21 protein-coding genes and 1 pseudogene are annotated in these 25,481 nt (G+C 68.1%); 12 read left to right on the top strand and 10 right to left on the bottom strand.

Annotation, left to right across the window (positions count from 1 at the left end):
• Nucleotides 1-70: 70 nt before the first annotated feature.
• Nucleotides 71-640, bottom strand: coding sequence for a TetR/AcrR family transcriptional regulator (locus tag OQ968_RS03140; protein WP_324675057.1), 570 nt, complete (start codon nucleotides 638-640; stop codon nucleotides 71-73).
• 96 nt (nucleotides 641-736) lie between these two features.
• On the opposite strand from OQ968_RS03140, the gene OQ968_RS03135 reads away from it, so the two are divergent.
• Nucleotides 737-2,062: an oxygenase MpaB family protein gene (locus tag OQ968_RS03135; RefSeq protein WP_324674535.1), complete on the top strand. Its 1,326-nt coding sequence runs from the start codon at nucleotides 737-739 to the stop codon at nucleotides 2,060-2,062.
• Nucleotides 2,063-2,141: 79 nt separating this feature from the next.
• Here OQ968_RS03135 and OQ968_RS03130 read toward each other — a convergent pair whose 3' ends face one another.
• The 4 genes and pseudogenes from OQ968_RS03130 to cobF all read right to left on the bottom strand — a co-directional run bounded on the left by OQ968_RS03130 (nucleotide 2,142) and on the right by cobF (nucleotide 4,527).
• Complete coding sequence (locus OQ968_RS03130) at nucleotides 2,142-2,891, bottom strand: SDR family oxidoreductase (RefSeq protein ID WP_324674533.1); 750 nt, start codon at nucleotides 2,889-2,891, stop codon at nucleotides 2,142-2,144.
• 16 nt (nucleotides 2,892-2,907) lie between these two features.
• Nucleotides 2,908-3,375: a zinc finger domain-containing protein gene (locus tag OQ968_RS03125; RefSeq protein ID WP_324675055.1), complete on the bottom strand. Its 468-nt coding sequence runs from the start codon at nucleotides 3,373-3,375 to the stop codon at nucleotides 2,908-2,910.
• Nucleotides 3,376-3,528: 153 nt separating this feature from the next.
• Nucleotides 3,529-3,771, bottom strand: a pseudogene (locus OQ968_RS03120) (DNA-formamidopyrimidine glycosylase family protein); the annotation flags it as partial.
• A 3-nt stretch (nucleotides 3,772-3,774) separates the two neighbouring features.
• Complete coding sequence (gene cobF, locus OQ968_RS03115; protein WP_324674531.1) at nucleotides 3,775-4,527, bottom strand: precorrin-6A synthase (deacetylating); 753 nt, start codon at nucleotides 4,525-4,527, stop codon at nucleotides 3,775-3,777.
• Between the two features lie 110 nt (nucleotides 4,528-4,637).
• Here cobF and OQ968_RS03110 point away from each other — a divergent pair, with 110 nt between their 5' ends.
• The 4 genes from OQ968_RS03110 (at nucleotide 4,638) to OQ968_RS03095 (ending at nucleotide 9,017) form a co-directional block, all read left to right on the top strand.
• Nucleotides 4,638-5,543 (top strand): diiron oxygenase, encoded by a 906-nt coding sequence (locus tag OQ968_RS03110; RefSeq protein WP_324674530.1) that lies wholly within the window; start codon nucleotides 4,638-4,640, stop codon nucleotides 5,541-5,543.
• Nucleotides 5,540-6,802: a DUF4873 domain-containing protein gene (locus OQ968_RS03105; RefSeq protein WP_324674528.1), complete on the top strand. Its 1,263-nt coding sequence runs from the start codon at nucleotides 5,540-5,542 to the stop codon at nucleotides 6,800-6,802. The genes OQ968_RS03110 and OQ968_RS03105 overlap by 4 nt, the downstream gene beginning before the upstream one ends.
• A gap of 467 nt (nucleotides 6,803-7,269) precedes the next feature.
• The gene (locus OQ968_RS03100) at nucleotides 7,270-8,043 is read left to right on the top strand and encodes an STAS domain-containing protein (RefSeq protein ID WP_324674526.1); all 774 of its coding nucleotides are present in this window, start codon (nucleotides 7,270-7,272) and stop codon (nucleotides 8,041-8,043) included.
• A gap of 104 nt (nucleotides 8,044-8,147) precedes the next feature.
• The gene (locus tag OQ968_RS03095; protein WP_324674524.1) at nucleotides 8,148-9,017 is read left to right on the top strand and encodes a TIGR03619 family F420-dependent LLM class oxidoreductase; all 870 of its coding nucleotides are present in this window, start codon (nucleotides 8,148-8,150) and stop codon (nucleotides 9,015-9,017) included.
• A gap of 3 nt (nucleotides 9,018-9,020) precedes the next feature.
• Here the strand turns inward: OQ968_RS03095 and OQ968_RS03090 are convergent, their stop codons facing one another.
• The 3 genes from OQ968_RS03090 to OQ968_RS03080 all read right to left on the bottom strand — a co-directional run bounded on the left by OQ968_RS03090 (nucleotide 9,021) and on the right by OQ968_RS03080 (nucleotide 14,202).
• The gene (locus tag OQ968_RS03090) at nucleotides 9,021-9,830 is read right to left on the bottom strand and encodes an enoyl-CoA hydratase/isomerase family protein (RefSeq protein ID WP_420715809.1); all 810 of its coding nucleotides are present in this window, start codon (nucleotides 9,828-9,830) and stop codon (nucleotides 9,021-9,023) included.
• Nucleotides 9,831-9,994: 164 nt separating this feature from the next.
• Nucleotides 9,995-11,935 carry a fumarylacetoacetate hydrolase family protein gene (locus OQ968_RS03085; protein ID WP_324674522.1) on the bottom strand — a complete coding sequence of 647 codons (1,941 nt, stop codon included), beginning with the start codon at nucleotides 11,933-11,935 and terminating at the stop codon, nucleotides 9,995-9,997.
• Nucleotides 11,932-14,202 carry an ATP-dependent DNA ligase gene (locus OQ968_RS03080; protein ID WP_324674520.1) on the bottom strand — a complete coding sequence of 757 codons (2,271 nt, stop codon included), beginning with the start codon at nucleotides 14,200-14,202 and terminating at the stop codon, nucleotides 11,932-11,934. Before OQ968_RS03080 ends, OQ968_RS03085 begins: the two co-directional genes overlap by 4 nt.
• 150 nt (nucleotides 14,203-14,352) lie before the next feature.
• Here OQ968_RS03080 and OQ968_RS03075 point away from each other — a divergent pair, with 150 nt between their 5' ends.
• From OQ968_RS03075 to OQ968_RS03045, 7 genes are all read left to right on the top strand, one after another.
• Nucleotides 14,353-15,891, top strand: coding sequence for a mannitol dehydrogenase family protein (locus OQ968_RS03075; protein ID WP_324674518.1), 1,539 nt, complete (start codon nucleotides 14,353-14,355; stop codon nucleotides 15,889-15,891).
• Between the two features lie 8 nt (nucleotides 15,892-15,899).
• Nucleotides 15,900-16,736 (top strand): HAD family phosphatase, encoded by an 837-nt coding sequence (locus OQ968_RS03070; protein ID WP_324675037.1) that lies wholly within the window; start codon nucleotides 15,900-15,902, stop codon nucleotides 16,734-16,736.
• Nucleotides 16,737-16,787: 51 nt separating this feature from the next.
• A complete protein-coding gene (locus tag OQ968_RS03065) occupies nucleotides 16,788-18,200 on the top strand; it encodes a mannitol dehydrogenase family protein (RefSeq protein WP_324674516.1) in 1,413 nt (470 codons plus the stop codon).
• The gene (locus OQ968_RS03060) at nucleotides 18,197-19,129 is read left to right on the top strand and encodes a carbohydrate kinase (protein ID WP_324674514.1); all 933 of its coding nucleotides are present in this window, start codon (nucleotides 18,197-18,199) and stop codon (nucleotides 19,127-19,129) included. Before OQ968_RS03065 ends, OQ968_RS03060 begins: the two co-directional genes overlap by 4 nt.
• 61 nt (nucleotides 19,130-19,190) lie before the next feature.
• Nucleotides 19,191-20,126: a Ku protein gene (locus tag OQ968_RS03055; RefSeq protein WP_324674512.1), complete on the top strand. Its 936-nt coding sequence runs from the start codon at nucleotides 19,191-19,193 to the stop codon at nucleotides 20,124-20,126.
• Between the two features lie 18 nt (nucleotides 20,127-20,144).
• Nucleotides 20,145-21,263, top strand: coding sequence for a phosphate ABC transporter substrate-binding protein PstS (pstS, locus tag OQ968_RS03050; RefSeq protein WP_324674511.1), 1,119 nt, complete (start codon nucleotides 20,145-20,147; stop codon nucleotides 21,261-21,263).
• A gap of 269 nt (nucleotides 21,264-21,532) precedes the next feature.
• Complete coding sequence (locus OQ968_RS03045; protein WP_324674509.1) at nucleotides 21,533-23,593, top strand: serine/threonine-protein kinase PknD; 2,061 nt, start codon at nucleotides 21,533-21,535, stop codon at nucleotides 23,591-23,593.
• Here the strand turns inward: OQ968_RS03045 and pstA are convergent.
• A complete protein-coding gene (gene pstA / locus OQ968_RS03040; protein ID WP_324674507.1) occupies nucleotides 23,590-24,492 on the bottom strand; it encodes a phosphate ABC transporter permease PstA in 903 nt (300 codons plus the stop codon). The two genes, OQ968_RS03045 and pstA, sit on opposite strands and share 4 nt — an antisense overlap.
• Entirely contained in the window at nucleotides 24,489-25,475 is a 987-nt protein-coding gene (pstC, locus tag OQ968_RS03035) for a phosphate ABC transporter permease subunit PstC (protein ID WP_324674505.1), read from the bottom strand. Before pstC ends, pstA begins: the two co-directional genes overlap by 4 nt.
• Nucleotides 25,476-25,481: the final 6 nt, after the last annotated feature.

Below are 25,481 nucleotides of genomic sequence, written 5' to 3'. Positions count from 1 at the left end.
GCAAAAGCCCCCATTCCGTGCCGAAATGAGGGGCTTTTGCGTCTGCTCGCGCCGGCTGGTGCGCGCGCTCTCAACCGGTGGGCACCACGAGCTCGGACCCGAAGCGCCGCACAAAGGTTCGCAAGCGTTCCACGGTCGCGGTCTGCGGGTCGCTCAGGTGCAACTGCAGCAGTTCGCGACCGGCGGCATGCAGGATGCGGGCGGTGTATTCGGGATCATGCAGGTGGGGATTGATGCGCAGCAGTTCGCGGACGAAGAACTCGAGTACGACCGCCTGGGATTGAGCCAGGCGGGCGTACAACTCCGGCGGGGCGCCCTGCGGCGGGAACAGGAACAGCCGCCAGGTCGCCGGGTGAGCGTCGACGGCCGCGAGTACCCCGTCGAACGCGAGCACAAGAGTGTCGGCGCCGGCATCCAATCCGGAGACCGCATCGGCGAACTGCGCGCCGGCGCGCGCCGCCTCACGGTCGATCAGGGCGACGAAGAGCCCGGCCGGGTCGCCGAAGAGCTGATATATCAACGATCGATTGACGCCGGCCGCGGCTGCGATGCGGTTGGGTGTTGCCGCGTGGAACCCTTCGGCGTCGACGATCGCGTGCGTGACGTCGAGGATCTGCTCGCGCCGCCGCTCGGCGGGCATGCGCCGCTTCGGGCCGTCTGGATGCACGCTTGACAGCATAACTAACAACTTGTGAGGATTACTCACTAACTGTTAGTTAGCGGGAGGTTGCCTGCCATGCAAAGGGTCGCGTACTACCCCGAACTCGCCCAGCGGGTCCGCAGCCAGCGCGACTTGCAGCCGGACCTCTACGGGGATTTCGACTTCGACCTTCGGCCGGATCGCCTGGCCACCGAGCCCGAGGCCGAGTCGGCGCTGCCCACCTGGGTCGCCGACCGCGCGCCGATCCTCGAAGACGACCGCGTCACGGAACTGATTAGCACGGCCACCCTGCTCGGCGACGTCGTCGCCGATCCCTACGCGGCACTGATGGCCACGCACAGCGTCGCGCACCTGATCGACATGCTCAAGACCGCCTGCCGCGAGGGAATCGAGGCGGTGCCCGACGCGCCCCCCGAGCTCGCGGCGTTCGTCGCCGCCATGGAGGCCACCCCGGAGTGGATCAACTTCGACCTGGTGCACGAGGGCGCGCGGCAGGAGCGCATCCCCGCGGCGCTACTGGCGCCCTTCATCACGCGAGGAGCCTTCATCGCGACCTTCACCAACTCCTACGCCGCGCTGCCGATGGCACTGACCGGCGCGCTGTCGGGCAAGCGGGCCGCCCGGCGGGTCAACGAGACGGCCAGCTTCTTCGCCGTCACCACCCTGCCCGGCGCGCTGGACCGTTACGGCCCCGGCTTCGAGGCAGCCGCCATGGTCCGGCTGATGCACTCGATGGTCCGCTACAACGCGCTGAAGAAATCCGACAAGTGGGACACAGCCATCTACGGCATGCCGGTGCCGCAGGTCGACCAGATGCCCGCCGGAATGATCGGCCAGTACCTGCTGGCCCGCAAGGCGCGCCAGCAGGGCCGGACGAAGTTCAGCAAGGAAGAGCGCGCCGTCGTCGAATTCGCCAGGTATCGCTGCTTTCTGCTCGGCCTGCCGGAGGAACTGCTGCCCTCAGAGCCCGCCGACATCATGCACGTCATGCACGCCCGCTCGGCGCTGCTGCGCCACGGGTTCGACAGCATCTGCCAGGAACTGGTCCGCGGCACCATGGCGGCCTATCTGCGCCCGGGCACCACGCTGTTCGACCGTTGCGCCGAGGCGGTCGAAAAGAGTTTCAGCAAGCTCACTTTCGTCCAGACCTTCTGCGGTGGCGACAGCGAGATCGCTGGGGCCATGGGCGTCTCGCTCGCGCCGGCGGACCTACTGCGCGTCGCGCTCACCGCGCCGTTCATCTTCGGGCGTTTCACCGCCGTGAGCCAGGCCAGCCGCATCCCCGTGCTTCGGGACATCACCGATGCGTACGTCATCGGGCTCCTCAAGCTCCGGCTGGCGACCTACGGCAAGCCCGAATTCACCACCGACGCGGCGCATTACACGCCGGTCCCACACTGAGTTTGTGTCGCGAGCGTGCCCAGATGTACACGATCGCGCGGTGTGTCGCGTACAAACACGCACGCTCGCGGATGGTTTGCTACGCAAACCTTTTGGTCAGCGGGGGTGGTAGCACCCGCATCAGCTGGACCATCGGCGCCCAGGGCCACCACGGCACGACGGCCCGGCCGGGCTCGCGTTCGATCGCGTCGACGAGCGCCCTGACGCCAGTTTCGTTGTCCACCATGAACATCGTGCTCGCCGATTTCGCCGTCATCTCCGACTCGATGTAGCCGGGCTCGATCACCGAAACCTTGATCGGGCCGTTGCGGTATTCGGCGCGCAGCGATTCGCCCAGCGAGCGCATTCCGGCTTTGCTTGCGGCGTAAGCGGCTTTGACGCCCGGCACGCCCTTGTTGCCGAGCACCGACGAGATCAGCACCAGATGTCCCGAACCGCTCTTGGTGAACATCTCCAGGGCGGCCTCGATCTGCACGAGGGCGGCCACCAGGTTGGTCTCCAGGGTCGCCTTGTTCGCCCAGAGCTTGCCGGAGCCCAGCTTCGCGCCCTTGCCGATGCCGGCGTTGACGACGATGCGGTCGACGCCACCCAGCTCGTCGGCGATCTCGGCGAACACCTTGGGCACCTGTTCGTGATCGTTGACGTCCAACGCCGCCACGGCGATCCTGATGCCCGGATACCGTTGTGTCAGTTCGGCTTTCAGTTCGTCGAGCCGGTCGGTGCGACGGGCGCACAAGCCCAGGTCGCGGCCCTTGGCGGCGAAGGCGCGCGCCATTCCCGCGCCCAGGCCGGAGCTGGCGCCGGTGATCAGGATCTTCTGACGAGTCATCCCGGCAGCATATCGGCTACTTGAGCAGCCGGGACAACCGCCGGTCGGCCAGCACCTTGCCGCCGGTCTGGCACGTCGGGCAGTACTGAAAAGACTTGTCCGCGAACGACACTTCGCGCACCGTGTCGCCACACACCGGACACGGCAACCCCGTTCGCGCGTGCACCCGCAACCCGGAGCGCTTCTCCCCCTTGAGCGTGGCCGCCCCCTGGCCGACGGAGCGGGCCACCGCGTCGGTCAGCACCGAGATCATCGCGTCGTGCAGTGCGGCGAGCTGCTCGCCCGTCAGCTTCGCGGCGGTCGCGAACGGCGAGATCTTGGCGACGTGCAGGATTTCGTCGCTGTAGGCGTTGCCGATGCCGGCGATCACCTTCTGGTCGGTGATGACCGTCTTGATCCGGCCGGTGTTGCCGGCCAGCAGCCCGGCCAGATCGTCGGCGCCGAGATCCAGCGCGTCCGGGCCTAGCGCGGCGATTCCCGGCACCTGCCGCGGGTCGTCGACCAGCCACACGGCCAGTCGTTTCTGCGTCCCGGCCTCGGTGAGGTCGAAGCCCGGCGCGGCTCCGGGGACACCGAGGTGCACCCGCAGCGCGATCGGCCCCTTGCCTGGTCGCAGCGGCGCCGCGGCCAGCTTGTCGGACCACCGCAGCCAGCCCGCGCGCGACAGGTGGGTGATCAAGAACAGCTGGTCGGCCTGCAGGCCAAGGTATTTGCCCCACCGCCCGGCCCCGACGACGGTCCGGCCGTGCAGCGCGTCGACCGGCGGGTCGAAGGTCTTCAGCACCGACAGCGCCGCGACGTCGACGCGACCGACCGTCAAGCCGACGGCGTGGCGGCGCAGGTGGTCGGCCAGGGCCTCGACCTCGGGAAGTTCGGGCACGCGTCAAGTCTGCCAGCCGGGCGCCCGCAGCAAATAGGTGTCCATGATCCAACCGTGCCGCGCGCGGGCCGCGGCCCGCAGCTCCACGATGCGGGTCCCGACCTCCCCCACGGTCCCCGCCACCAGCAGTTCGTCCTCGGTGCCCAGGTAGGCGCCCCACCAGATGCCGGTGTAGTCCGGGCAATCCCGGAACGAACAGTCGGCGTCGAGCAGCACCACCGCGGAGCCGGACAGCCCGTGCTTGCGCAGCTGCCTGCCGGTGGTGAGCAGGACCGGCTCGCCGACCTCGTTGAGCGGGATGCGGTGGCGGGCCGTCAGCGCCTGCACCGCGGTGATTCCCGGGATCACGTCGAAGGTGAACGCCACCTCCGCCGCGACCGCATCGAGGATGCGCAGCGTGCTGTCGTACAACGACGGATCGCCCCAGGCCAGGAAGGCCCCGACGCCGTCGGGCCCCAGCTCGGTGGAGATGGCCGTCGCCCAGATCCTGGCGCGCGCGGCGTGCCAGTCCGCCACCGCCTCCCGGTAGTCGGCGTCGGGGGCCCGCTTCGGGTCGGGCAGCTCGACGAACCGATAGCCGGGCTCGCGGATGAACCGCTCGCAGATCTGCCGGCGCAGCTCCACCAGGTCGCTTTTGGCCTCGCCCTTGTCCATCGCGAAGAACACCTGGGTGTCGTTGAGCGCCTCGACGGCCTGGGCGGTCACGTAGCCGGGGTCTCCCGCGCCGATGCCGATCACATGGATATGCCGACCCACTGCGCCCTCCTCGTTTAAGTCAGATTGCCGAATCGAGACCGCAGGGGCCTAGCCGGGACCTCAAGTACCCGATACCATGGGTACCGTCTGAAGACCCAACGGAGGGATCCATGACCACTGCGATGAAGCCGGCCGGGCCGAGTCGTGAAGAGTTCTCCGACCGCCTGCTGAAGGGCTCGGTCAAAAAGTCCTACGAGCCCGTCGTCGACATCGACTGGGACGCGCCGCTGGACCCGGACAAGTTCTTCCTGCCGCCCCGGCTGGTGTCGCTGTACGGCACGCCGATGTGGGACGAGATGACCCGTGAGCAACAGATCGAGCTGTCCCGCCAGGAACTGGTCAACACCCTGTCGGCCGGGATCTGGTTCGAGAACATGCTCAACCAGTCGTTGTTGCGCACCATCATGCACGAGGACCCGACCAGCCGGTCGACGCACTACAAGCTGACCGAGCTCGGCGACGAGACCCGCCACATGATCATGTTCGGCAAGGCGATCGAACGCGTCGGCGCCAAGCCGGTGTGGCCGCGGCGGTTGCACCGCTACATCATCAACATGCTTCCGCTGGCCTTCCAGCGGGGCTCCATGCTCTGGGTTGCTGCGCTGATCGGCGAGGAGATCTTCGACTCGCTGCAGCGGCAGATGATGGACGACCCGGAACTGCAGCCAATCATCCAGCGGCTCATGCGGATTCACGTCACCGAAGAAGCCCGGCACATTCAGTTCGCGCGCGACGGCGCCCGCAAGCGGGTGCAGGAGATGCCCCGGCGCAACAGGTGGTTCATGGCCAACATCAACGGGCTCGGCGGGTACTTCTTCCGCTACCTGTTCACCAACCCGGTCCCGTATGCGCGGGCGGGGCTGGACGCCAGGCGGGCACGAAAAATCGCGCGCAGCAGCCCGCACCGTCGCGAGGTTCAGGTGGCCGGGTTCGCTCCGCTGGCGGCGTTTTTGACCGAGGTCGGCCTGCTGGGCCCGATCGCGCGCCGCGGCTGGCGGCGCACCAGGTTTCTGTGAGCCGCACGCGCGTCGTCGTCATCGGTGCAGGAGCGCGTGGCCGTGGCGCCGCAACGGAATTGCTGGCGGCCGGCATCACCGACATCGTGATGCTGGACGGCGCGCCCGGCCAACCGCATGACTGGCCCGCGGCCCTGGACGGGCTGCTGCTTCCCGGCCGCGAGGTGGTCGGCGCGCGGTTCGACGACGACACCCACACCTGGGAATTGCGGACCACCTCCGGCGAGACCTTCCACGGCGGCGTGGTCATCGCGGCCCACCCGCCCGAATTCGTTCCGTGGATACCGGAGTTGCCCGGGCGCAACGACTTCCGCGGCCCGTCCTTTCATGCCGCGCAGTGGGACCCGGGGTTCGATCCGCGCGGCAAGCGCATCGCGGTCATCGGCACCGACGCCACCGCGGGCAACCACATCGGGCGGTTGGTCGCATCGGCGGCGGCCGTCGCCGTCTTCGCACACGCGCCGCGCCGGATCGTCGACGAATTGCCGTTGCCGGCAACGCGCGTCAAGCGGTGGCTGCGTCGGCGGCCCGCGTCCAAAGGCCGGGGGTCGCGGCCCACGCCGGTGAAGTCGGCGGTCAGCGAAATCACCCCGTCGGGCATCCGCACCAGCGACGGCGCCGACCACCGCGCCGACGCCATCGTCTACGGCACCGGTTTCGCGATTCCGGATCGGACCCCCGACACGGCGCTGGTCGGCGCCGGCGGGCTGAGCATCCGGCAGGCCTGGAACGACGGCATGGAACCGTTCCTGGGAGTCGCCGTCCACGGCTTCCCGAACTACTTCTTCGTCGCCGGGCCCGATAGCGCCGCGCGGGTGCGCTACGTCGCCGAGTGCGTGCGGCACATGAAGCACGCCGCCAGCACCCGCATCGAAGTGCTTCGCAGCAGCCAGCAGGTGTTCAACGAGCGCGCCCACGTCGGGCCCCCGCAGCCTTTCCCGGCGCTCTCGGCGTTCGACCTGTCGTCGGGCGCCGCCGACGACGAGACCTACGACGGCGCGGCGACGCTGACCATCGCCGGAACCAGCCATGCGGTTCGCGTCCGGCTCACCGGCCACCTGGACCCGATCGACGGCCGCTACCACTGGCAGGGGACGGTTTTCAGTTTCCCGACGCAACCCCTGCCGGCCGACGCGCTCAAGGCGCGAAACGTGACGGTGACCGTGGGTGAGCGCAGCGCGCCCGCGCGCATCGTCGAACAGACCCCGTGGGGCACCCACTCGGTCGCCGGGGTGGGCGCCCCGCCGTACACGCTGTAACGCGCCCTCGACGAGCGATAAACGCACACCTCCGACGTTGCCGTGCGCCCGCAAAATCCGCGGGTTTGCCGACTTTTACGTCGGGGTAACCCGGTTAGGCTGATTCACCCAAACTGGGGGGCTGGCCGCGCTGAGTAGGCGGTCATCGTGGGGGCGTGTGCTGCGGCAGGCGACGAGACAAAAAGAGATTGTTTGGCGTGGTGGCGGCGATGCTTTGCATGGGCGGGGGTCGGGGGCGTATCCCACTCGCACGCATCTTGCTGCCCGGCCATCGTCGTTTCTCGGGCTCAGAAACTTCGGCCGCCATGGGGGCGGCTCTTCAGAAAGTCAGCCGGCCGAACTCAAGGAGCGGGGATGGAACCGGACCACACAAGCGCGGGGAGCCAATCGCAATTTGGACACAACCGTTCGCAAATGACTTGCTCACTGATCGCGGTCGGCGAAAATGGTCCCGGTAGCGGAAAGGGGTGGCTGCGGTGAGTGCGGTATCGGAGTCGCCGAACTCGCTGGCCGTCGCGGCGCGGACGGACAAGTCGGTGGCCGTGCTGACCGTCGAGGGCGTGCTTGACGCCGGCAACTTCGCGCCGCTGCGCGACAGCATCACCAAGGCCACGCTGGACAAGCCCTCCGCCGTCATCGTCGACATCAGCGCGCTTCGAGTGCCCGAGGAATCGGCGTTGTCGGCGTTCATCAGCGCGCGCTGGCAGCTCGAGACCCAGCCGGACGTGCCGATCGTGCTGGTCTGCGCGCATCGCGCCACCCGCGAGGCGGTCACCCGCGGCGCGGTCGCGCACTTCATGCCGGTGTATTCGACCGAGGCGGCGGCGATCAAGGCCCTCGACCGGCTCACCCGTCGCCCGGTCCGGCGCGCCGACGCCGAGCTGCCCGCAAACCTGACCAGCCTGCGCGAGTCACGCCGCCTGGTCCGCGAGTGGCTCACCGCCTGGTCCCAGTCCGCACTCATCCCGGTCGCGCTGGTCGTGGTCAACGTGTTCGTGGAAAACGTGCTGGAACACACCGGCAGCGTCCCGCTGATGCGGCTCGAGACCGACGGCTCGACGGCGACCATCGCGGTGGCCGACGACAGCACCACGCCCGCCGTGCGGCTGCCGTCGCCGGACAAGGGCATCGACGTGTCCGGCTTGGCGATCGTCGAGGCGTTGTCCCGCGCGTGGGGCAGCACGCCCACGTCGAGGGGCAAGACCGTCTGGGCCGTCATCGGCCCGGAGAACCAGCTCTGACTTTCGGAGCCTTTCGGAGCCTTTTGGAGACGGACCCCGGGCGCGGGTCAAACTAGAACACGTTCTAATCTCGTGTTATTGCCCGTTGACGGAAGGTGGACGACGTGCGGTTCAGCTTTGCGGAGTCACTGACCGACCCTTCGTTTTACATCCCGCTGGCCAAGGCCGCCGACGCGGCCGGCTACCACAGCATGACGATCGCCGACAGCATCGCCTACCCCTTCGAATCCGACTCGAAGTACCCGTACACCCCCGACGGCAGCCGCGAGTTCCTGGACGGCAAGGAGGTCGTCGAAGCCTTTGTGCTGGCGGCGGCGCTGGGTGCGGTGACGACGAACCTGCGGTTCAACTTCTTCGTCCTCAAGATGACCGTCCGGCATCCCGTGCTGACGGCCAAGCAGGCGAGTTCACTGGCGGTGCTGACCGGCAACCGGTTGGGACTCGGCGTCGGCACCAGCCCGTGGCGGGAGGACTACGAGCTGCTGGGGATCCCGTTCGCCAAGCGCGGCAAGCGGATGGACGAATGCATCGAGATCGTGCGGGGCCTCACCACGGGCGAGTACTTCGAGTTCCATGGCGAGTTCTACGACATCCCCAAGGCCAAGATGAGCCCGGCCCCGACCCGGCCCATCCCGATCCTGGTCGGCGGCCACGCCGATGCGGCGCTGCGACGCGCGGCGCGGTTGGACGGCTGGATGCACGGCGGCGGCACCGACCCCGAGGAGCTCGACCGGCTCATCGCCCGCGTGTTGAAATACCGCGAAGAGGAGGGCAAGACGGGCCCGTTCGAGATCCACGCGATCTCGACGGACGCCTACACCGCGGACGGCATCAAGCGCCTCGAGGACAAGGGCGTCACCGACGTCATCGTGGGCTTCCGGTACCCCTACATCAGCGGACCCGACACCGAACCGCTGGAGGACAAGATTCGCCACCTGGAACGGTACGCCGACAAGGTGATGTCGAAAGTCTAAGCGTCACAGCGGATCCCACTTCGGGGCCCGCTTCTCCCGGTGCGCTTTGGCGGCCTCGACCGGATTGTTGGTGAAACCGGACAGGATCTGGGTTCGGTTCTCCAGCTCGATGGCATGCCGCAGGCTGGGCGCGTCCAGCGCCGCGTTGAGGCCAATCTTGGTCTGCCACACGCCATAAGCGTTGTTCTCGGCGATCGAGCGGGCCAGCCGCAGGGCCGTCGGCATCAGCTCGTCCGGCGCCACCACCTCGTGCACCAGCTTGATGCGATAGGCCTCGGCGGCGTCGATGATCCGGCCGGTCAGCATGAGCTCGCGCGCCACGCCGGCGCCGACGATTTTCGGCAGCAGGTAGCTGGTGCCCATGTCCATCGACGAGAAGCCGGCCTTGATGAACGCGGACCCGAACCTGGCCTGCTCGGACGCGACCCGGATGTCGCTCACCAACGCGAACGCCAGCCCACCCCCCACGGCGACGCCGTTCACCGCGGCGATCACCGGGATGTCGAGCTCGTAAAGCCGGGTGAACAGGTTGGCCAGGCGGACCTGGGCGTCGTAGTTGACCTTGAACGCGGGGGTCGACGGGCTCGCGGCCTTGGTCCACGCCTGGCCGGTGCCACTCAAATCGGCGCCGGCGCAGAATCCGCGACCGGCGCCGGTGAGGATCGCGACCCGAAATTCACCGCCGCCGAGCGCATCCAGGGCATGGTCCACGCCGTCGATCAGCGATCCGTCGATGGCGTTCAGCCGCTCCGGCCGGTTCAGGGTGATGCGGGCGACATTGTCCTCGATTTTTTCCAGTTCCACTGCTGACATACCCAAACCGTATGCGGCCGCCGCAGCGAAGGAGAAGCCATTCGATACCTTCGCCGGTCGCACCCGCTACTACGACGACTACTTCGCCGCCGCCGACCTGACCGCGAGACTGCAACTGGCGACGGCTCCACTCGGGCGATGTGTTGCCAGTTGCAGTCTCGCGGTCAGAGCGAGCGCTTGGCCAGCCACTCGGCCTGCATCGTCAGCAGCGCCATGACCTCCAGCTGCGGGGTCCCCGGGTCCAGTTCGCGGTAACGCTGATACACGTTGACGACGACGCGTTCGGCGTCCAGCCACGTCGCGTACTCGGCGAGGTCGATGCTGTCGGCGGCCTCGGCCCACGTCAGACCCCTGCGGTAGGCGGCCTCGGCCTGCGCGGCGACGTACGCGAGATAGCCACGCACGGCGCGGATTCCGTCGGGGTCGGTGACCGGCCCGTGGCCGGGCACCACGATCGGGGCGTCCAGCGCGATCATCACGTCGCAGGCGCGTATCCAGTTGGCGATGGGGCCGGCCCACACGATCGGGGTGCAGCCGATGAACAGCAGGTCCCCGCCGAACAGCACCCCCGCGTCGGGAACGTGAACCACCGAATCCGCGGCGGTGTGGGCGGGGCCGAGGTTCAGCAGGTCGACCCGCCGGCCGCCGACCTCGATGGTCAGGTCGCCCTCGAAGGTCTGGTCGGCGTTGCGCAGCTTGATGCCGCTGAAGTCGAAGTGCCCGAACCGGTCTCGCACGTACGGCGTCGCGACGGGGCCGAGGTTGGCGGTCTGTGCCATGGCCAGCATCTCGGGCGCCATCCCATGCGCGATCTCGTCGGCGGTGCCCCGCGCGGCGATGATCCGCACCGAATCGTCGAGCAGTTGATTGCCGTGGGTGTGGTCGCCGTTGGAATGCGTGATCAGGGCGTCGGTGATGGGCGCGGAGCCGGTGATCGGGCGCATGGCGGTGAGCATTTCGCGGGTCAGCGCCAGGTCGAACAGGGTGTCGACGAGCAGCGACGCGCCGTCGCCGGCAACCAGCCCGGCGTTGCTCCAGCCGTAGCCGCCGTCGGGCAGCGTCCACGCCCAGACCCGGTCGGCGACCTCGTGCAGGCCGCGGGTGTACGGTACCCGCGCGGGTGCCGGGTTGACCCGAGCGGGCGGCGGCGCGGCGTCCGGGTTGGGCCGGGCGGGCAGCGGATGCGGCGCGCCGCTGGCGCGCACCGTTTGCCGGGTCTCCCCCAGCCCCTGCACCTTCAGTGTCACGACGTCGCCGTCGTGCAGCCAGCCCGGGAAGGATTCCAGCGCAGCGGGATTGAGGTGCTCCACCAGCGTGCAGGTGGGCACGGTGCCGGAGCCGATGACGTCGCCGGGGCGCAGCGTCACCCCGCGGGACACGTACGAGATGACCTCACCGAAGCTCCAGTCCATCTGGGCGGTGGACCCCGAACCGATCACGGTGTCGTTCACCAGCGCGGTCACCTGCAGATCGAGTCTGCCGTCGCGAAGGTACGACTGCAGCTCGTCGGGCGTGACGAGGTAGGGCCCCAGCGTGACCCCGCTGTCCTTCCCCTTGCCCTGCCCGATCCCGAGCTGGCTCTCCAGCTGCTGCAGGTCCCGCGCCGACCAGTCGTTGAAGATCGTGTAGCCGATGATGGCCAGCTCGGCCTGCTCGACCGTCAGGTCCTTGCCGCCGGCGCCGATGACCGCCGCGATCTCCAATTCGAAGTCTTGCCAAGCGCTTCCGGGCGCCGTCGGCGCGTCGTCGTATGGGCCCAAAACCGTTGTCGGGCAGGCGAAGTAGAAGGCGGGGATGCGATACCAGGTGTCGGCGAGCACCCGGCCGGCGCCCAGCGCGGCCTGGCAGTTGCGCATGTGGTCCAAGAAGCACAGCGAATCGCGGATCGAGGGCGGGCGCGGGATCGGCGCCATCAGCGTCACCTCGCCGAGCGGCACCACCGCCGACGGCGACCGCAAGGCGTCCTCGCCGGCCTGTCGCAGCCCGTCGGCGCCGCGCCCGATCAGGTCGAGCAGCGCCACTCCCGGCGGCATCGCGTGGATCGTGTCACCGGAGAGGACCCCGGCCCGTTCGCCGTCGGCGCCTCGATACGTCACCCATCTCATTCCCGTACCACCTCACTCGGTTCCTTGTCCGGACGCAGCCCGCGCCAACTCGGTTGGCGCAGCCGGTTATCGGGGGTCCACTCGCTGTAGCGCACCTCCCCGACCAACACCGGCTCGACGAAGGTCACGCCCTTGGCTTCACGCGTCGGAAGGCGGGTGTCGAAGGGAGACTGGTCGGTGTGCAGCGGCGCCAGCATCTTCTTCAGCTTGGCCAGGTCGCGTTCGGTGAAGCCGGTGCCGACTCGCCCGGCGAAGCGCAGCCCGCCGGGGCCGGGGATGCCGACCATCAGCGAGCCGATGCCGCTGCTGCGCCCGCCTTCCCCGGCCTTCCAGCCGCCGATGACGACTTCCTGCGTGCGCCAATGCTTGTCCTTGAGCCACGACGACGAGCGCCGCCCCGGCTGATAGGTGGAGTCCCGCTTCTTGGCGACCACCCCCTCCCAGCCGCGCTCGCGGGAGTGTTCCAGCGCCTCGGCGCCATCTCCGGGCAGCAGCTCGGGGACGATGAGATTGCCCGCGCCGGCCAGGGTTTCGAGCAGCTTTCGCCGGTCTTGATACTTGGCGCGCAACAGCGAGCGGCCGTCGAGATACAGCAGGTCGAATGCCCAATACTCGACGTGGGTGCCGCGGCCGCGGTTCTGCATCTCGTGGAAGCTAGGCACGCCCGAGGCGTCCAACACCACGGCCTCGCCGTCGAGCACCACGTGATGGTCGGCCAGATCGGCTGCCAGCGAACGCAATTCGGGGTATTCCCCGGTGACTTCGCGGCCGCGCCGAGATCGCACCCGCAGGTGGCCATGGTCGGCCTCCACCAACAGCCGGTAGCCGTCCCACTTGCCTTCGAAGGCCCACTGACCGGCCGGCAACGCCGCGACCGAGCGCTCGGTGGCGAGCATGGGCGTGATCTCGTCGAATTCGAAGACCTTCTGGTCCTTCATCCGGTGCGCCAGCCACTGGTCCCCGTTGGTCTGAATCAGCGCGTAGCGCCCGGAAATTCGTTTCCCGTGCAGGTTGACGATGACCTCTCCTTTTTCGGCGGGGTCATCGCGGAACTTCTCGGCCTCGTAGGTTCCGGCGTCCCAGATGATCACCTTGCCGGCGCCGTACTCGCCCTTGGGAATGGTGCCCTCGAAGGTGGCGTATTCCAAAGGGTGATCCTCGGTGTGCACGGCGAGGTGGTTCACCGACGTGGTCTCGGGCAGGTTCTTCGGCACCGCCCACGACACCAGCACCCCGTCGCGTTCCAGCCGGAAGTCGTAGTGCAGCCGACGGGCGTGGTGCTCCTGGATCACGAACGTATTGCCCTGGCCGGTGGTGGGTTTCGCCAACGGCACCGGCTCGGGGGTCTTCGACGCGTCGCGCATGCCGCGGTACTTGGCCAACCGGTCCGCCGCGGGCAGGTCGGCGTCCAGCGCCGCCAGCAGGTCGCCGTCGCGGGCCACCCGATCGAGCACCTCGTCGTAGCGCAACTGGCGCACCTCGGGGTCCTCGAGCTCCTCCCAGGTGCGCGGCGCCGCGACCGTCGGATGCTGCCGGCCGCGCAGCGAATAGGGCGCGATGGTGGTCTTGGCGCCGTTGTTCTGGCTCCAGTCCAAGAACACCTTGCCCGCCCGCAGGCTCCTGGTCATGGTCGCCGTGACCAGCTTGGGCATGGTCTTCTCCAGTTGCTGCGCAACGCGTTTGGCCAACACCGCCGCGCCCCGGCTGCTCACCGGCTGATCCAGCGGCGTGTACAGGTGCAGCCCCTTGCTGCCGCTGGTGAGCGGGAACGTGGTCAGCCCGATGCCGGTGATCAGGTCCCGCACCGCGTGCGCCACCTCGCAGAGCTGGGCCATCGTCACGCCCTCGCCCGGATCCAGGTCGAACACCAGTCGGGTCGCCGGGCCCGGCTTGAGTTCTTCGGCCCGGCTTCGGGTCCACTCGGCCACGAACCGCCACTGCGGCACGTGCACCTCCAGCGCCGCCTGCTGCGCGATCCAGGCCAGCGCGTCGGGGCTGTCGATGATCGGATACGTCGTCGTCCCGGACCGGTGGGTCACGCTGGCCCGCGGCAGCCAGTCGGGCGCCGACGACGCCAGCTGCTTTTCGAAAAACGACGCCTGCTCGACCCCGTTGGGCCAGCGCTTGCGCGTCGCCGGGCGGCCCGCGATGTGCGGGAGCATCACCTCGGTGATGCGGGTGTAGTAGTCGAAGACGTCACCCTTGGTGGTTCCGGTGGCGGGGTAGAGCACCTTGTCGGCATTGGTGAGCTTCACCCGCGGCGACATGGTGTAAACCTACGCCGGGCCATGACCGCGCATATCGGTGTGGCCAAGTTCACGGTATCGGCGAAACGGCTGATGAAGACGCAATAGAGGCCACAACGGCTACCCGCTCGCTTCGCGAATTGCGTTCACCGTGGGTAAGTTCGGCCAGCGATGCGCCACGCCGACTGTCTTACGAACGTCGTCACTCAGGGCTGCACGACCGGGGTTCCGCTGAGCGACGCCACCTTGCCCCTACACTCTCCGCGGATCGATGTGCCAACCTATGACAGATCGGCTCTGCGGCCCGGTGTCGTTCACATCGGGGCGGGTAACTTTCACCGCGCGCACCAGGCGGTGTACTTCGATGACGTTGCCCGCGCGGGCATTTCCCGCCAGTGGGGGGTCACCGGTGTCAGTCTGCGCTCCCGCGACGTGAAAGACCTGCTGTCCGCCCAGGACGGGCTCTACACCGTCGTGCAGCGCGGCCATGACCACCAAACGGCCCGCGTCGTCGGCTCGATTGCGTCCTATCACTACGCGCCCAACGACAACGCCGCGGTCCGGGCCGCCCTCGCCGACCCCCAAACCCGCATCGTCAGCCTGACGGTCACCGGCAACGGGTACTACCTGGATCCGGTCACCTGCGAGTTCGACGCCACCCATCCCGACGTGCGGGCCGACCTTGTCGCGTCGAATTGCTTTGTCACCGCGTGGGCGTACCTGGCCGAGGCGCTCGACCGCCGCCGCCGCGCCGGAATCGCGCCGTTCACGGTGCTCTGCTGCGACAACATTCCCGGCAACACCCAAGCGGCCCGGACCGCGCTGGTGTCGTTCGCGGCGCTGAAGGACCCCGGGCTCGCCCGCTGGATCGACACACACGTCGCGTTCCCGTCGACCATGGTCGACCGCATCACCCCCGCGACGTCGGACTCGGAGCGCGAATTCGTCGAGCGCACGTTCGGCGTCGCCGACAACTGGCCGGTGCTCACCGAACCGCATTGCCAATGGGTGATCGAGGACGCGTTCAGCCACGGCCGCCCACCGCTCGACGAGGTCGGCGCCCAGTTCGTGGCGGACGTCAGCGACCACAAGCTCGTCAAGACCCGTCTGCTCAACGGAACCCATATCGCGATCGCGTGCCTGGCCACGCTGGCCGGCTACCGGCGCACCGACGAGGCGATGGGGAACCCCGTCATCTTCGATTACGTCGAGCAGCTCATGCGCGATGAGATTCAGCCGCTGCTGCCGGCGGTGCCCGGGATGAACACGCCCGGCTACCGCAACACGTTGCTCAGCCGGCTCAGCAATCCCCGCATGAGCGACCAGCTGTCGCGGCTGGCGCGCCGGGGGTCGACGAAGATGTCGTCGTTCCTGCTGCCCTCCCTGCAGGAGGCGATCGCGCAGGGCCGGCCGCACAATCTGCTGATGCTGGCGGTAGCCGGGTGGGCGCGCTACCTGCGCGGCGACGACCTGAACGGCCGCAAGATCCGCATCGACGATCCGCAGCCGGAATTGCTGACCAGGCTGGCGACCATGGGACGCAACAACCCCGTTCCGTTGCTGCGCCACGAGATCTTCGCCGAACTGCGTTTCGTCCCCGGCTTCACCGAGCGCCTCGGGGAGATGATCGCCGACATCGACGAGCGCGGCGTGATACCCGCGCTGCGCCGATCGTTGCGGGACAACGTGCGGGAGCTGGTGTTGCAGTGAACCCGCCGATGTTTGTGCGCCAATTCGACCCCGCACCGATAACGACGTTGCTCTGCGACGCCGACGACAACCTGTTCCCCTCCGAGAAACCGGCATTCGCCGCCTCGGTCGAGGTGATCAATCGTTTCCTGGCCAGGTTCGGCGTGACGGCCCCGTTCACCGCCGAGGAGTTGCGCAGGCAGGCCGTCGGGAAGAACTTTCGCAGCACCGCCCTCGATCTGGCCGTGGCGTCGGGGGTGCCCCTGGAGCCGACGCTGGCGCAGGGCCACCCGGCCGCCGTCGTCGCGTCCGATGGCGATGCGGCAGCCGGCCGCGCGCTGTGCGCCGAGGAACTCGAGGACTGGGTGCGCCGGGAACGCGAGCACGTCACCGCGCACCTGGCCGCCACCCTGAAACCCGATCCCGAGGTGCTTGCTCCGCTGCAGGCCCTCGCGTCGCGGTACACGTTGGCGGCGGTCAGCTCCAGCGCCACCAAGCGCCTGGCCGCCTGCTTCGACGTCACCGGCCTGGATCCGCTCATCCCGGCGGGTCTGCGCTTCAGCGCCGAGGACTCGCTTCCCACGCCGACGAGCAAGCCCAACCCCGCGGTGTATCTGCATAGCGGCGAGGTCATGGACGTCGACGCCGAGCAGGGCCTGGCCATCGAAGACTCCGTCGCCGGTGTCACCTCCGCGGTCGCGGCCGGCTTCGCCACCGTCGGCAATCTGATGTTCGTCCCGGCCGACGAAAGGCAGTGCCGCCGAACGGAATTGATCGATGCCGGCGCGGTCGCGATAGTCGACTCGTGGCGCGCCCTGGCCGACGTTCTCACGTTGTCGCCCGCGACGGGTGGGGTTTCCGGCTAATCTGGGCATCGTCACCGACGATCCGGGTCGTGCCCCGGGAGGAGTTGGCCAATGGCGGCTAGCGCGATGGATCTGAACAACGCGACGCTGACCAAACTGCCGATCGCCACGCCGAACTATGACCGCGGCAGCGTCGGCGTCGGCATCGCGCACATCGGGGCCGGTCACTTCCACCGGGCGCACCAGGCCATGTACATCGACCGGTTGTTGCAGCGGGGCCTGGCGCGCGAGTGGGGCATCTGCGGGGTCGGGGTGATGCCCGGCGACTGGACGATGCGCGACGTGCTGCGCGACCAGGACGGGCTGTACACGCTGATCCTGGAGAACCCCGATGGCAGCCGGGACGCCCAGGTGATCGGCTCGATCATCGACTACCGCTACGCGCCCGACGATCCGGAGGCGGCGGCGGAGTTGCTGGCCGCGCCGACCACCCGAATCATTTCGCTGACCATCACCGAGGGTGGTTACCGCGACGTAGACGGACCCGCGTTCGCGTTGATCACCGAGGCGCTGGACCGCCGCCGCGGCCGCGGGATCGCCGCGCCGACAATCGCGTCGTGCGACAACATCGAGAGCAACGGCGAGGTCGCCAAGCGCGCCGTCCTCGCGAACGCCGAACAACGTGACCCCGGGCTCGCCGAGTGGGTGGCGGAGCACAGCCGGTTCCCGAGCTCGATGGTGGACCGGATCACCCCGGCCACCACGCTGGAGATGGCCGAGACGGTGCGACGCGACCTGGGTGTCGCCGACCGGTGGCCGGTGGTGGCCGAGCCGTTCAGCGCCTGGGTCCTCGAGGACGACTTCTGCGACGGCAGGCCGCCTTTGGAGCAGGCGGGCGTGCTGCTGGTCGATGACGTAGCACCGTACGAGGCGATGAAGCTGCGACTGCTCAACGCCGGGCATCAGTGCCTGTGCTACTTCGCCCACCTGTGCGGCTTCGAATATGTGCATGACGCGGCGCGCGATCCGCTGTTCGCCGAATTCCTGCTCGCCTACTTCGATTTCGAGGCCATACCGACGCTGGCGCCGGTGCCCGGGATCGACCTGTACGAGTACACGCGGAAACTGATCGAGCGGTTCGCCAACCCCGGCGTGCGCGACACCGTCGCGCGGCTGTGCGCCTACTCGTCGGACCGCATCCCGAAATGGCTGCTGCCGGTGATCCGCGACAACCTCGCCAACGACGGGTCGGTTCGGCTGGCGGCGGCGACGGTGGCCAGTTGGGCCCGCTACGCCGAGGGCGTCGACGAATGGGGTGAGCCGATCGAGGTGGTGGATCAGCTGGCCGACTCGCTGGTACCGATCGCCCGGTCGCAGTACGAGCAGCCCACCGCGTTCATCGAGATCACCGCGGTGTTCGGGGACCTGGCCCAGCAGCCGAGCTTCGTGCAGGCCTACCGCTGGGCGCTGGATTCGTTGCACCGCAAGGGAGCTCGGGTGACGCTGCAGGCCTTGGTGCGATGACCCGAGGGCTGGTGATCGGCGAGTCGCTGCTCGACATCGTCGACGGCGACCCCCCGGCCGAACATGTCGGCGGCAGCCCGCTGAACGTCGCCGTCGGTTTGGGCAGACTGGGCCGCGACGTCGATTTCCTGACGCACATCGGCGACGATCCGAACGGCCGGCGGATCGCCGACTACGTCAATTCCGCAGGGGTGCAACTCGTTTCGGGGAGCCGGGGCGCCGACCGAACGCCGACCGCGCGATTGACCGTCGGCGAGGACGGGTCGGCGGAGTACGCGTTCGACCTGGATTGGCGGCTTTCCGGCACACCGGTGGTAACGCCGCCGCTTTTCGTGCACACCGGATCGATTGCCGCCGTGCAGGAACCGGGCTGCTTGGCGGTCGCCGCGCTCGTCGACACCTACCGCGTCTCGGCCACCGTCACCTTCGATCCCAACGTCCGCCCCTCGCTGATCGTGGACCGGGACCTGGCCCGCGAACGCATCGAGCATCTGGTGGAGCGCAGCGACGTCGTGAAGGTCAGCGAGGAGGATCTGCGCTGGATCGACCCCGACCGTCCGCCCGAGCGAATCGCCGAAACCTGGCTGGCGCTGGGTCCCGCCGTCGTCGCGGTGACGATGGCCGACCGGGGAGCGACGGCGCTCTGCGCGGCCGGCCGGGCGCGGGTTCCCGCCCGGCCGGTGAACGTGGTCGACACCGTCGGCGCCGGCGATGCGTTCATGGTCGGCCTGATCGATGCGCTGTGGGGTTCGGGCCTGCTGGGCGGCGACCGGCGCGACCGGCTGCGCCGCATCGGGCTTGACGCGCTGACCACCGCGCTCGAGTCGGCCAGCCTGTCGTCGGCCCTGACCGTCGCCCGCGCCGGCGCCGATCTGCCCGACCGCGCGGCCCTGCGGGCGCAGTCCGCTCCGCCTGGTCGTTCCTGCTAGAAACCCCGGCGCGCGGGCCCGCGCGCTGTTTTGCCACCGGCGGTATGGGCATACTTGCTGCATGCGCTCCATCTGGAAGGGCTCCATCGCGTTCGGGTTGGTTAACGTGCCGGTCAAGGTGTACAGCGCCACCGAGGACCACGACATCAAGTTCCATCAGGTGCACGCCAAGGACAACGGCCGCATCCGCTACCAACGCGTGTGCGAACTCGACGGCGAGGTCGTCGAATACCGGGACATCGCCCGGGCCTTCCAGTCCGACGACGGCCAAATGGTGGTCATCACCGACGACGACCTGTCCACCCTGCCCGAGGAACGCAGCCGCGAAATCGAGGTGCTGGAGTTCGTCCCGGCCGGCGACGTCGACCCGATGTTGTTCGACCGCAGCTACTTCCTGGAGCCGGATTCGAAGTCGTCGAAATCCTATGTGTTGCTGGCGAAGACGCTGGCCGAGACCGACCGGGTCGCCATCGTCCATTTCACGCTGCGCAACAAGACCCGCCTGGCGGCGTTGCGCGTCAAGGACTTCGGCAAGCGCGACGTGATGGTGGTGCACACGCTGTTGTGGCCCGACGAGATTCGTGATCCCGACTTTCCGGTGCTGGACAAGAAGGTCGAGGTCAAGCCCGCCGAGCTCAAGATGGCCGGGCAGGTGGTGGAGTCGATGGCCGAGGAGTTCAACCCGGACCGATACCACGACACCTACCAGGAGCAGCTGCACGAGCTCATCGAGGCGAAACTCGAAGGCGGGGAAGCGTTTACCACCGAGGAGCAGCCCAAGGAGTTGGACGAGACCGAAGACGTCTCCGACTTGCTCGCCAAGCTGGAAGCCAGCGTGAAGGCGCGATCCGGCAACGGAAAGGCGCCGGCGAAGAAGGCGCCGCCGAAGAAGACCACCGCGAAGAAGCCAGCCGCGAAGAAATCGCCCGCGAAGAAGGCGCCGGCCAAGAAGACCGCCGCCAAGAAGACCGCGGCCAAAGCCTCGTCGAAGTCGTGAGTCGTCTATAACAGTGCCATGAAGCTCACTCGATGCGGCGCCGGACTGAACCTGTTGCTCGTCGGCGCGCTGGTGCTGTCAGCCTGCGGCGGCCATTCCAACCAATCGTCGTCGTCGACCGGAACCAGCGCCTCGTCGGTGCCGGTGGCATGCGGCGGCAAGAAGAAGCTCGTGGCCAGCGGCTCGACGGCGCAGAAGAACGCGATCGAGCAGTTCGTCTACGCCTATATCCGCGCCTGCCCCGGCCACACGCTGGACTACAACGCCAACGGCTCCGGCGCCGGGATGAAGGAGTTCCTGAGCAACCAGACCGACCTGGCCGGCTCGGACTCGCCGATGGACGCGTCGAGGGGCGAGCCGGACCGGGCGGCGGAGCGCTGTGGCTCGCCGGCGTGGGACCTGCCGGTGGTGTTCGGTCCGATCGCGGTCACCTACAACGTCAACGGCCTGGGTTCGCTGAACCTCGACGGGCCCACCACCGCGAAAATCTTCAACGGCGCCATCACCCGATGGGACGACCCGGCGATCAAGGCACTCAACGGGGGAAACAACCTGCCGCCGACGCAGATTCACGTCGTTTTCCGCAGCGACAAGTCCGGCACCACGGACAACTTCCAGAAGTACCTCGACGCCGCGTCCGACGGCGCGTGGGGTAAAGGCACCGGTCAGACGTTCAACGGGGGCGTCGGCGAAGGGGCCGCCGGCAACGACGGCACGTCGACGGCCCTGAAACGAACCGACGGGTCCATCACCTACAACGAGTGGTCATACGCGGTGGGCCATCAGCTGAGCATGGCCCAGATCATCACGTCGGCGGGCCCCAATCCGGTGACGATCACCACCGACTCGGTCGGCAAGACCATCGCCGGGGCCAGATTCAAGGGACAGGGCAACGACCTGGTGGTGGACACGTCGTCGTTCTACAAGCCGACCCAGGCCGGCGCCTACCCGATCGTGCTCGTGACCTACGAGGTCGTCTGCTCGAAGTATCCGGACGCCCCGACCGGAACCGCCGTGAAGGCGTTCATGCAGGCCACGATCGGGGACGGCCAGAAGGGTTTGGACGAGTACGGCTACATCCCGCTGCCGAACTCGCTGCAATCGAAGCTGGTTTCGGCGGTCAACGACATCTCGTGATCGCGGCGGACGACTCCGCCGCCGCCCGGCAGCCTGGCAAAATGCCCGTGTTGCGGGCGTAGCATTTAGCTAAAGTAAAGATGTCCTGCGGGGCAAACCGCGTCTGTCACGTGCGAGTCGTGTTTCAGAGTTCGCTGTGAGAAGCCTGTATTTGTGGTAGTTACCCTCGCCTACGATTTACCGTGTGGTAACCAGCCGTTCAGACGCGGCAGCGCTGCATCGCGCCGCGGTCCGCGGCCGATCGGATCTGGGCGAAAGGGGCGACGACGGTGAACGACACCGTTTCGCGAGTAGGGACGCAGTTCGGGCCCTACCAGCTGAGGCGGCTTTTGGGCCGCGGCGGCATGGGCGAGGTCTATGAGGCCGAAGACACCCGAAAGCACCGGATCGTCGCGCTGAAGCTGATCTCGCAGCAATTCTCCGGCAACTCGGTGTTCCGGGCCCGCATGCAGCGTGAGGCGGACACCGCGGGGCGGCTCACCGAGCCGCACATCGTTCCCATCCACGACTACGGCGAAATCGACGGCCTGTTCTTCGTCGAGATGCGCATGATCGACGGTGTCTCACTGCGCACGCTGTTGACGAACTACGGTCCGCTGGCCCCGCCGCGGGCGGTGGCCATCGTGCGCCAGATCGCGGCCGCGCTGGACGCCGCGCACGCCAGCGGCGTCACCCATCGCGACGTCAAACCGGAAAACATCCTGGTCACCGGCAACGACTTCGCGTATCTGGTGGATTTCGGCATCGCCCGCGCGGCGACCGACCCGGGGCTGACCCAGAGTGGAGTCGCCGTGGGCACCTACAACTACATGGCCCCGGAGCGGTTCACCGGCGACGAGGTCACCTACCGCGCCGACATCTACGCGCTGGCCTGTGTGTTGGGCGAGTGTTTGATCGGGGCCCCGCCGTATCGCTCGGACAGCGTGGAACGGTTGATCGCCGCCCATCTGCTCGAGCCCGCGCCGCGGCCCAGCCAGCTGCGGCCTGGGCAGGTGCCGGCGGCCCTGGACGCGGTGATCGCCAAGGGCATGGCCAAAAACCCCGCGGAGCGCTATTCGACCGCGGGTGATTTGGCCGCAGCCGCTCACGACGCGCTGACCGCGCCCGAACAGCACCAAGAGGCCACCATCCTGCGGCAAGAGGGCGACAACGCGACTCTGCTGCCCAACGCGATGGGCAGTGGCCTGGGTCGCGCCTGGACCCATTACGACGGCTCGGTCGCCGGTCCCGCGACCGCACGCGCGCAGGCTTCTCAGGGTCGTTATGCCGGCGACGAAACGATGGCCCGGCCCGTGCCGCCCCCCAGCGGGGTGTGGCCGTCGAACCCGAACGCACAAGGCCAGTGGGCACCGGCCCCGAGCACCGGCAGCTGGCGCAGCAAGCCGCCCAACCGGCCCCCGGTCGCCGCCACGCGCCCGCCCACGCTTGATCACCAGATCGCGGCGGCGCAGCCCGGAGACAGACGGAAGATGTGGGCGATCATCGGGGCCATCGCGGTCGCCGTGGTCGTTGTCATCATCGTGGCCGGATTTCTGATTTCGCGGCCCTCGTCGCCGTCCAAGCAGGCGAGCGGACAAACCGTGCTGCCGTTCAACGGCCTGAACTTCCGCCTCTCCCCGGGCGGCGTGGCGGTGGACAACTCCGGCACCGTCTACATCACCAACCAGGGCATGTACGGCCGGGTGGTGACGTTGCCGGCGGGATCGACGACGCCGGTGGTCAAGCCGTTCGCGGGCCTCTACGAGCCGCAGGGGGTGGCGGTGGACGGCGCCGGCACGATGTACGTCACCGACTTCAACAACCGGGTGGTGACGTTGGCGGCCGGGTCGAACAACCAGACCGTGCTGCCGTTCAACGGGCTCAACTACCCCGAGGGCGTCGTGGTGGACGGCCAGGGCAACGTCTACGTCGCCGACCGGGGCAACAACCGCGTGGTGAAGCTGCCCGCCGGCTCCAACGCTCAGGTCGACGTGCCGTTCACCGGCCTGAAGAATCCCGACGGGGTGGCCGTGGACACCGCCGGCGACGTCTACGTCACCGACACCGACAACAACCGGGTGCTGAAGCTGGACCAGGGGTCGAACAACCAGACCGTGCTGCCGTTCCCCGGCCTGAGCATCCCGTGGGGCATCGCAGTCGACAACGCCGGCGACGTGTTCGTCACCGAGCACGACAACAATCAGGTGCTGAAGCTGGCGGCCGGATCGAACGCCCCGACCGTGCTGCCGTTCAGCGGCCTCAACACCCCGCTGTCGGTGGCGGTGGACAAGGACGGCAACGTCTATGTCGGTGACCGCGGGAACAACCGAGTGCTGAAGCTCGCGCCCTAACGTCGCCGGGTCGCCAGGAAACGAAACGCCGTGGCCAACAGGTTGATCACGGCGACGATGATGATCAGCGTCAGCGCCGCACCCCAGATCCGCAGATAACCGGCGTGCTCGGGGTTGGTGAGTTCGGTGTAGATCAACAGCGGCAGCGAGGCCATGTTGCCGTTGAAGATGTCGAGGTTGATCGAACGGCTGTAGCCGACCAGCACCAGCACCGGCGCGGTTTCCCCGATGACGCGGGCGACGGACAGCAGAACACCCGAGAAGATGCCCGGCATCGCGATCGGAAAGACAATCCGCACAATGGTTTTCCACTTGGCGACGCCCAACGCGTAGCTGGCTTCCCGCAGCTCGTCGGGCACCAGGCGCAGCATCTCTTCGGTGGATCGCACCACCACCGGCAACATCAGCAGGACCAACGCCAGCGACACGGCGAAGGCGCTCTGCGGAAATCCCAGGGTGGCGATCCACAGGCTGAAAATGAACAGCGCCGCCACGATCGACGGAACCCCGGCGAGCACGTCGACCATGAAGGTGGTGACCCGCGCCAACCGGCCGGCACCGTATTCCACCAGCAACACCGCCGTCATCAGGCCGAGCGGCACGGCCAGGACGGTGGCGACCGCGGCCTGCGCCAGAGTGCCGTACAGCGCGTGGTAGATCCCGCCGGCGAACTCCTCCGGCAGCACGCCGCGCAGGGAGTGGGTCCACCAGCCCGACCGCGTCACGGCATACCAGCCCCGCGCGACGACCACCGATAGCAGCCACACCAGCGGCACCAGCGCGATGACGAACGAGGTGAGGAAAAGCGTTGTGGCGAGATGGTTTTTGAGGCGCCTCTTGATGCTGAGCGGGCGGTACAGCGCGGCTTTGACCGGCCGCTCGAGCGCGTCGACGGTCATGCGTTGACCTTCCCGCCGGCGACCATGCGGGCGGCGGCGTTGACCACGAAGGTCAGGACGAACAGCGCGAATCCCGCGGAAATGTAGGCCCCCGTCGGCAGCGGTTCACTGAATTCCGATGCCGCCGAGGCGATCTTGGAAGCGAACGTGTAGCCGCCGTCGAACAACGACCAGTGGCCGGGTTGGGCCGCCGAGCGCAGGATGATCAGCACCGCCACCGTTTCGCCCAGGGCGCGGCCCAGGCCCAGCATCGACGCCGCGACGACACCGCTGCGCCCGAAGGGCAGCACGGTCATCCGCACCACTTCCCACTTGGTCGCGCCCAGCGCCTGCGCCGCCTCGATCTGGATGCGCGGGGTCTGCCGGAAGACCTCACGCGACACCGAGGTGACGATCGGCAGGATCATCACCGAAAGCACGATCCCGGCGGTGAAGATGGTGCCGCCGCCGGCCAGGGACACGTTGCCCTGCTTGAACAAGAACAACCACCCCAGGTTGCGGTTGAGCAACTTCGCGAACGGCTCGAGCTGGGGCGCCAGCACGAAGATGCCCCACAACCCGAAAACGATGGACGGGACCGCGGCAAGCAGGTCCACGATCGCCCCGAACGGGCGCGACAACCGTCTCGGCGCGTACTGGGTGAGGAACACCGCGATCCCGACTGCGATGGGCACGGCCAGTGCCAGGGCGAAGATCGAGCTCAACAGCGTGACCATCAACAGGTCGCGGATGCCGAACGCCAGGTGGTGGGCGTGGACGGTGTCGAACGTGGCGCTGGTGAAGAAATTCGCGTGGTTGGCGCGCAACGACGGGACGGCGCGCACCAACAGGAACACCGCGATCAGCACGATCGCGATCACGATCGTCGACCCGGCAGCGGCCGCGGCCGCCTTGAACAGCCGGTCGCGCCGCCGCACCTTGTCCAGATCGACGACGTCCAGCACAGGTTTCGTCCCGAGCTGGGCGAGCGCTTCTCGGGACATCAATCC

Origin of the sequence: Mycobacterium sp. 663a-19, assembly GCF_035616495.1 — a bacterium.
GTDB lineage: Bacteria > Actinomycetota > Actinomycetes > Mycobacteriales > Mycobacteriaceae > Mycobacterium.
This window is presented reverse-complemented; position numbering and strand designations above follow the sequence as displayed.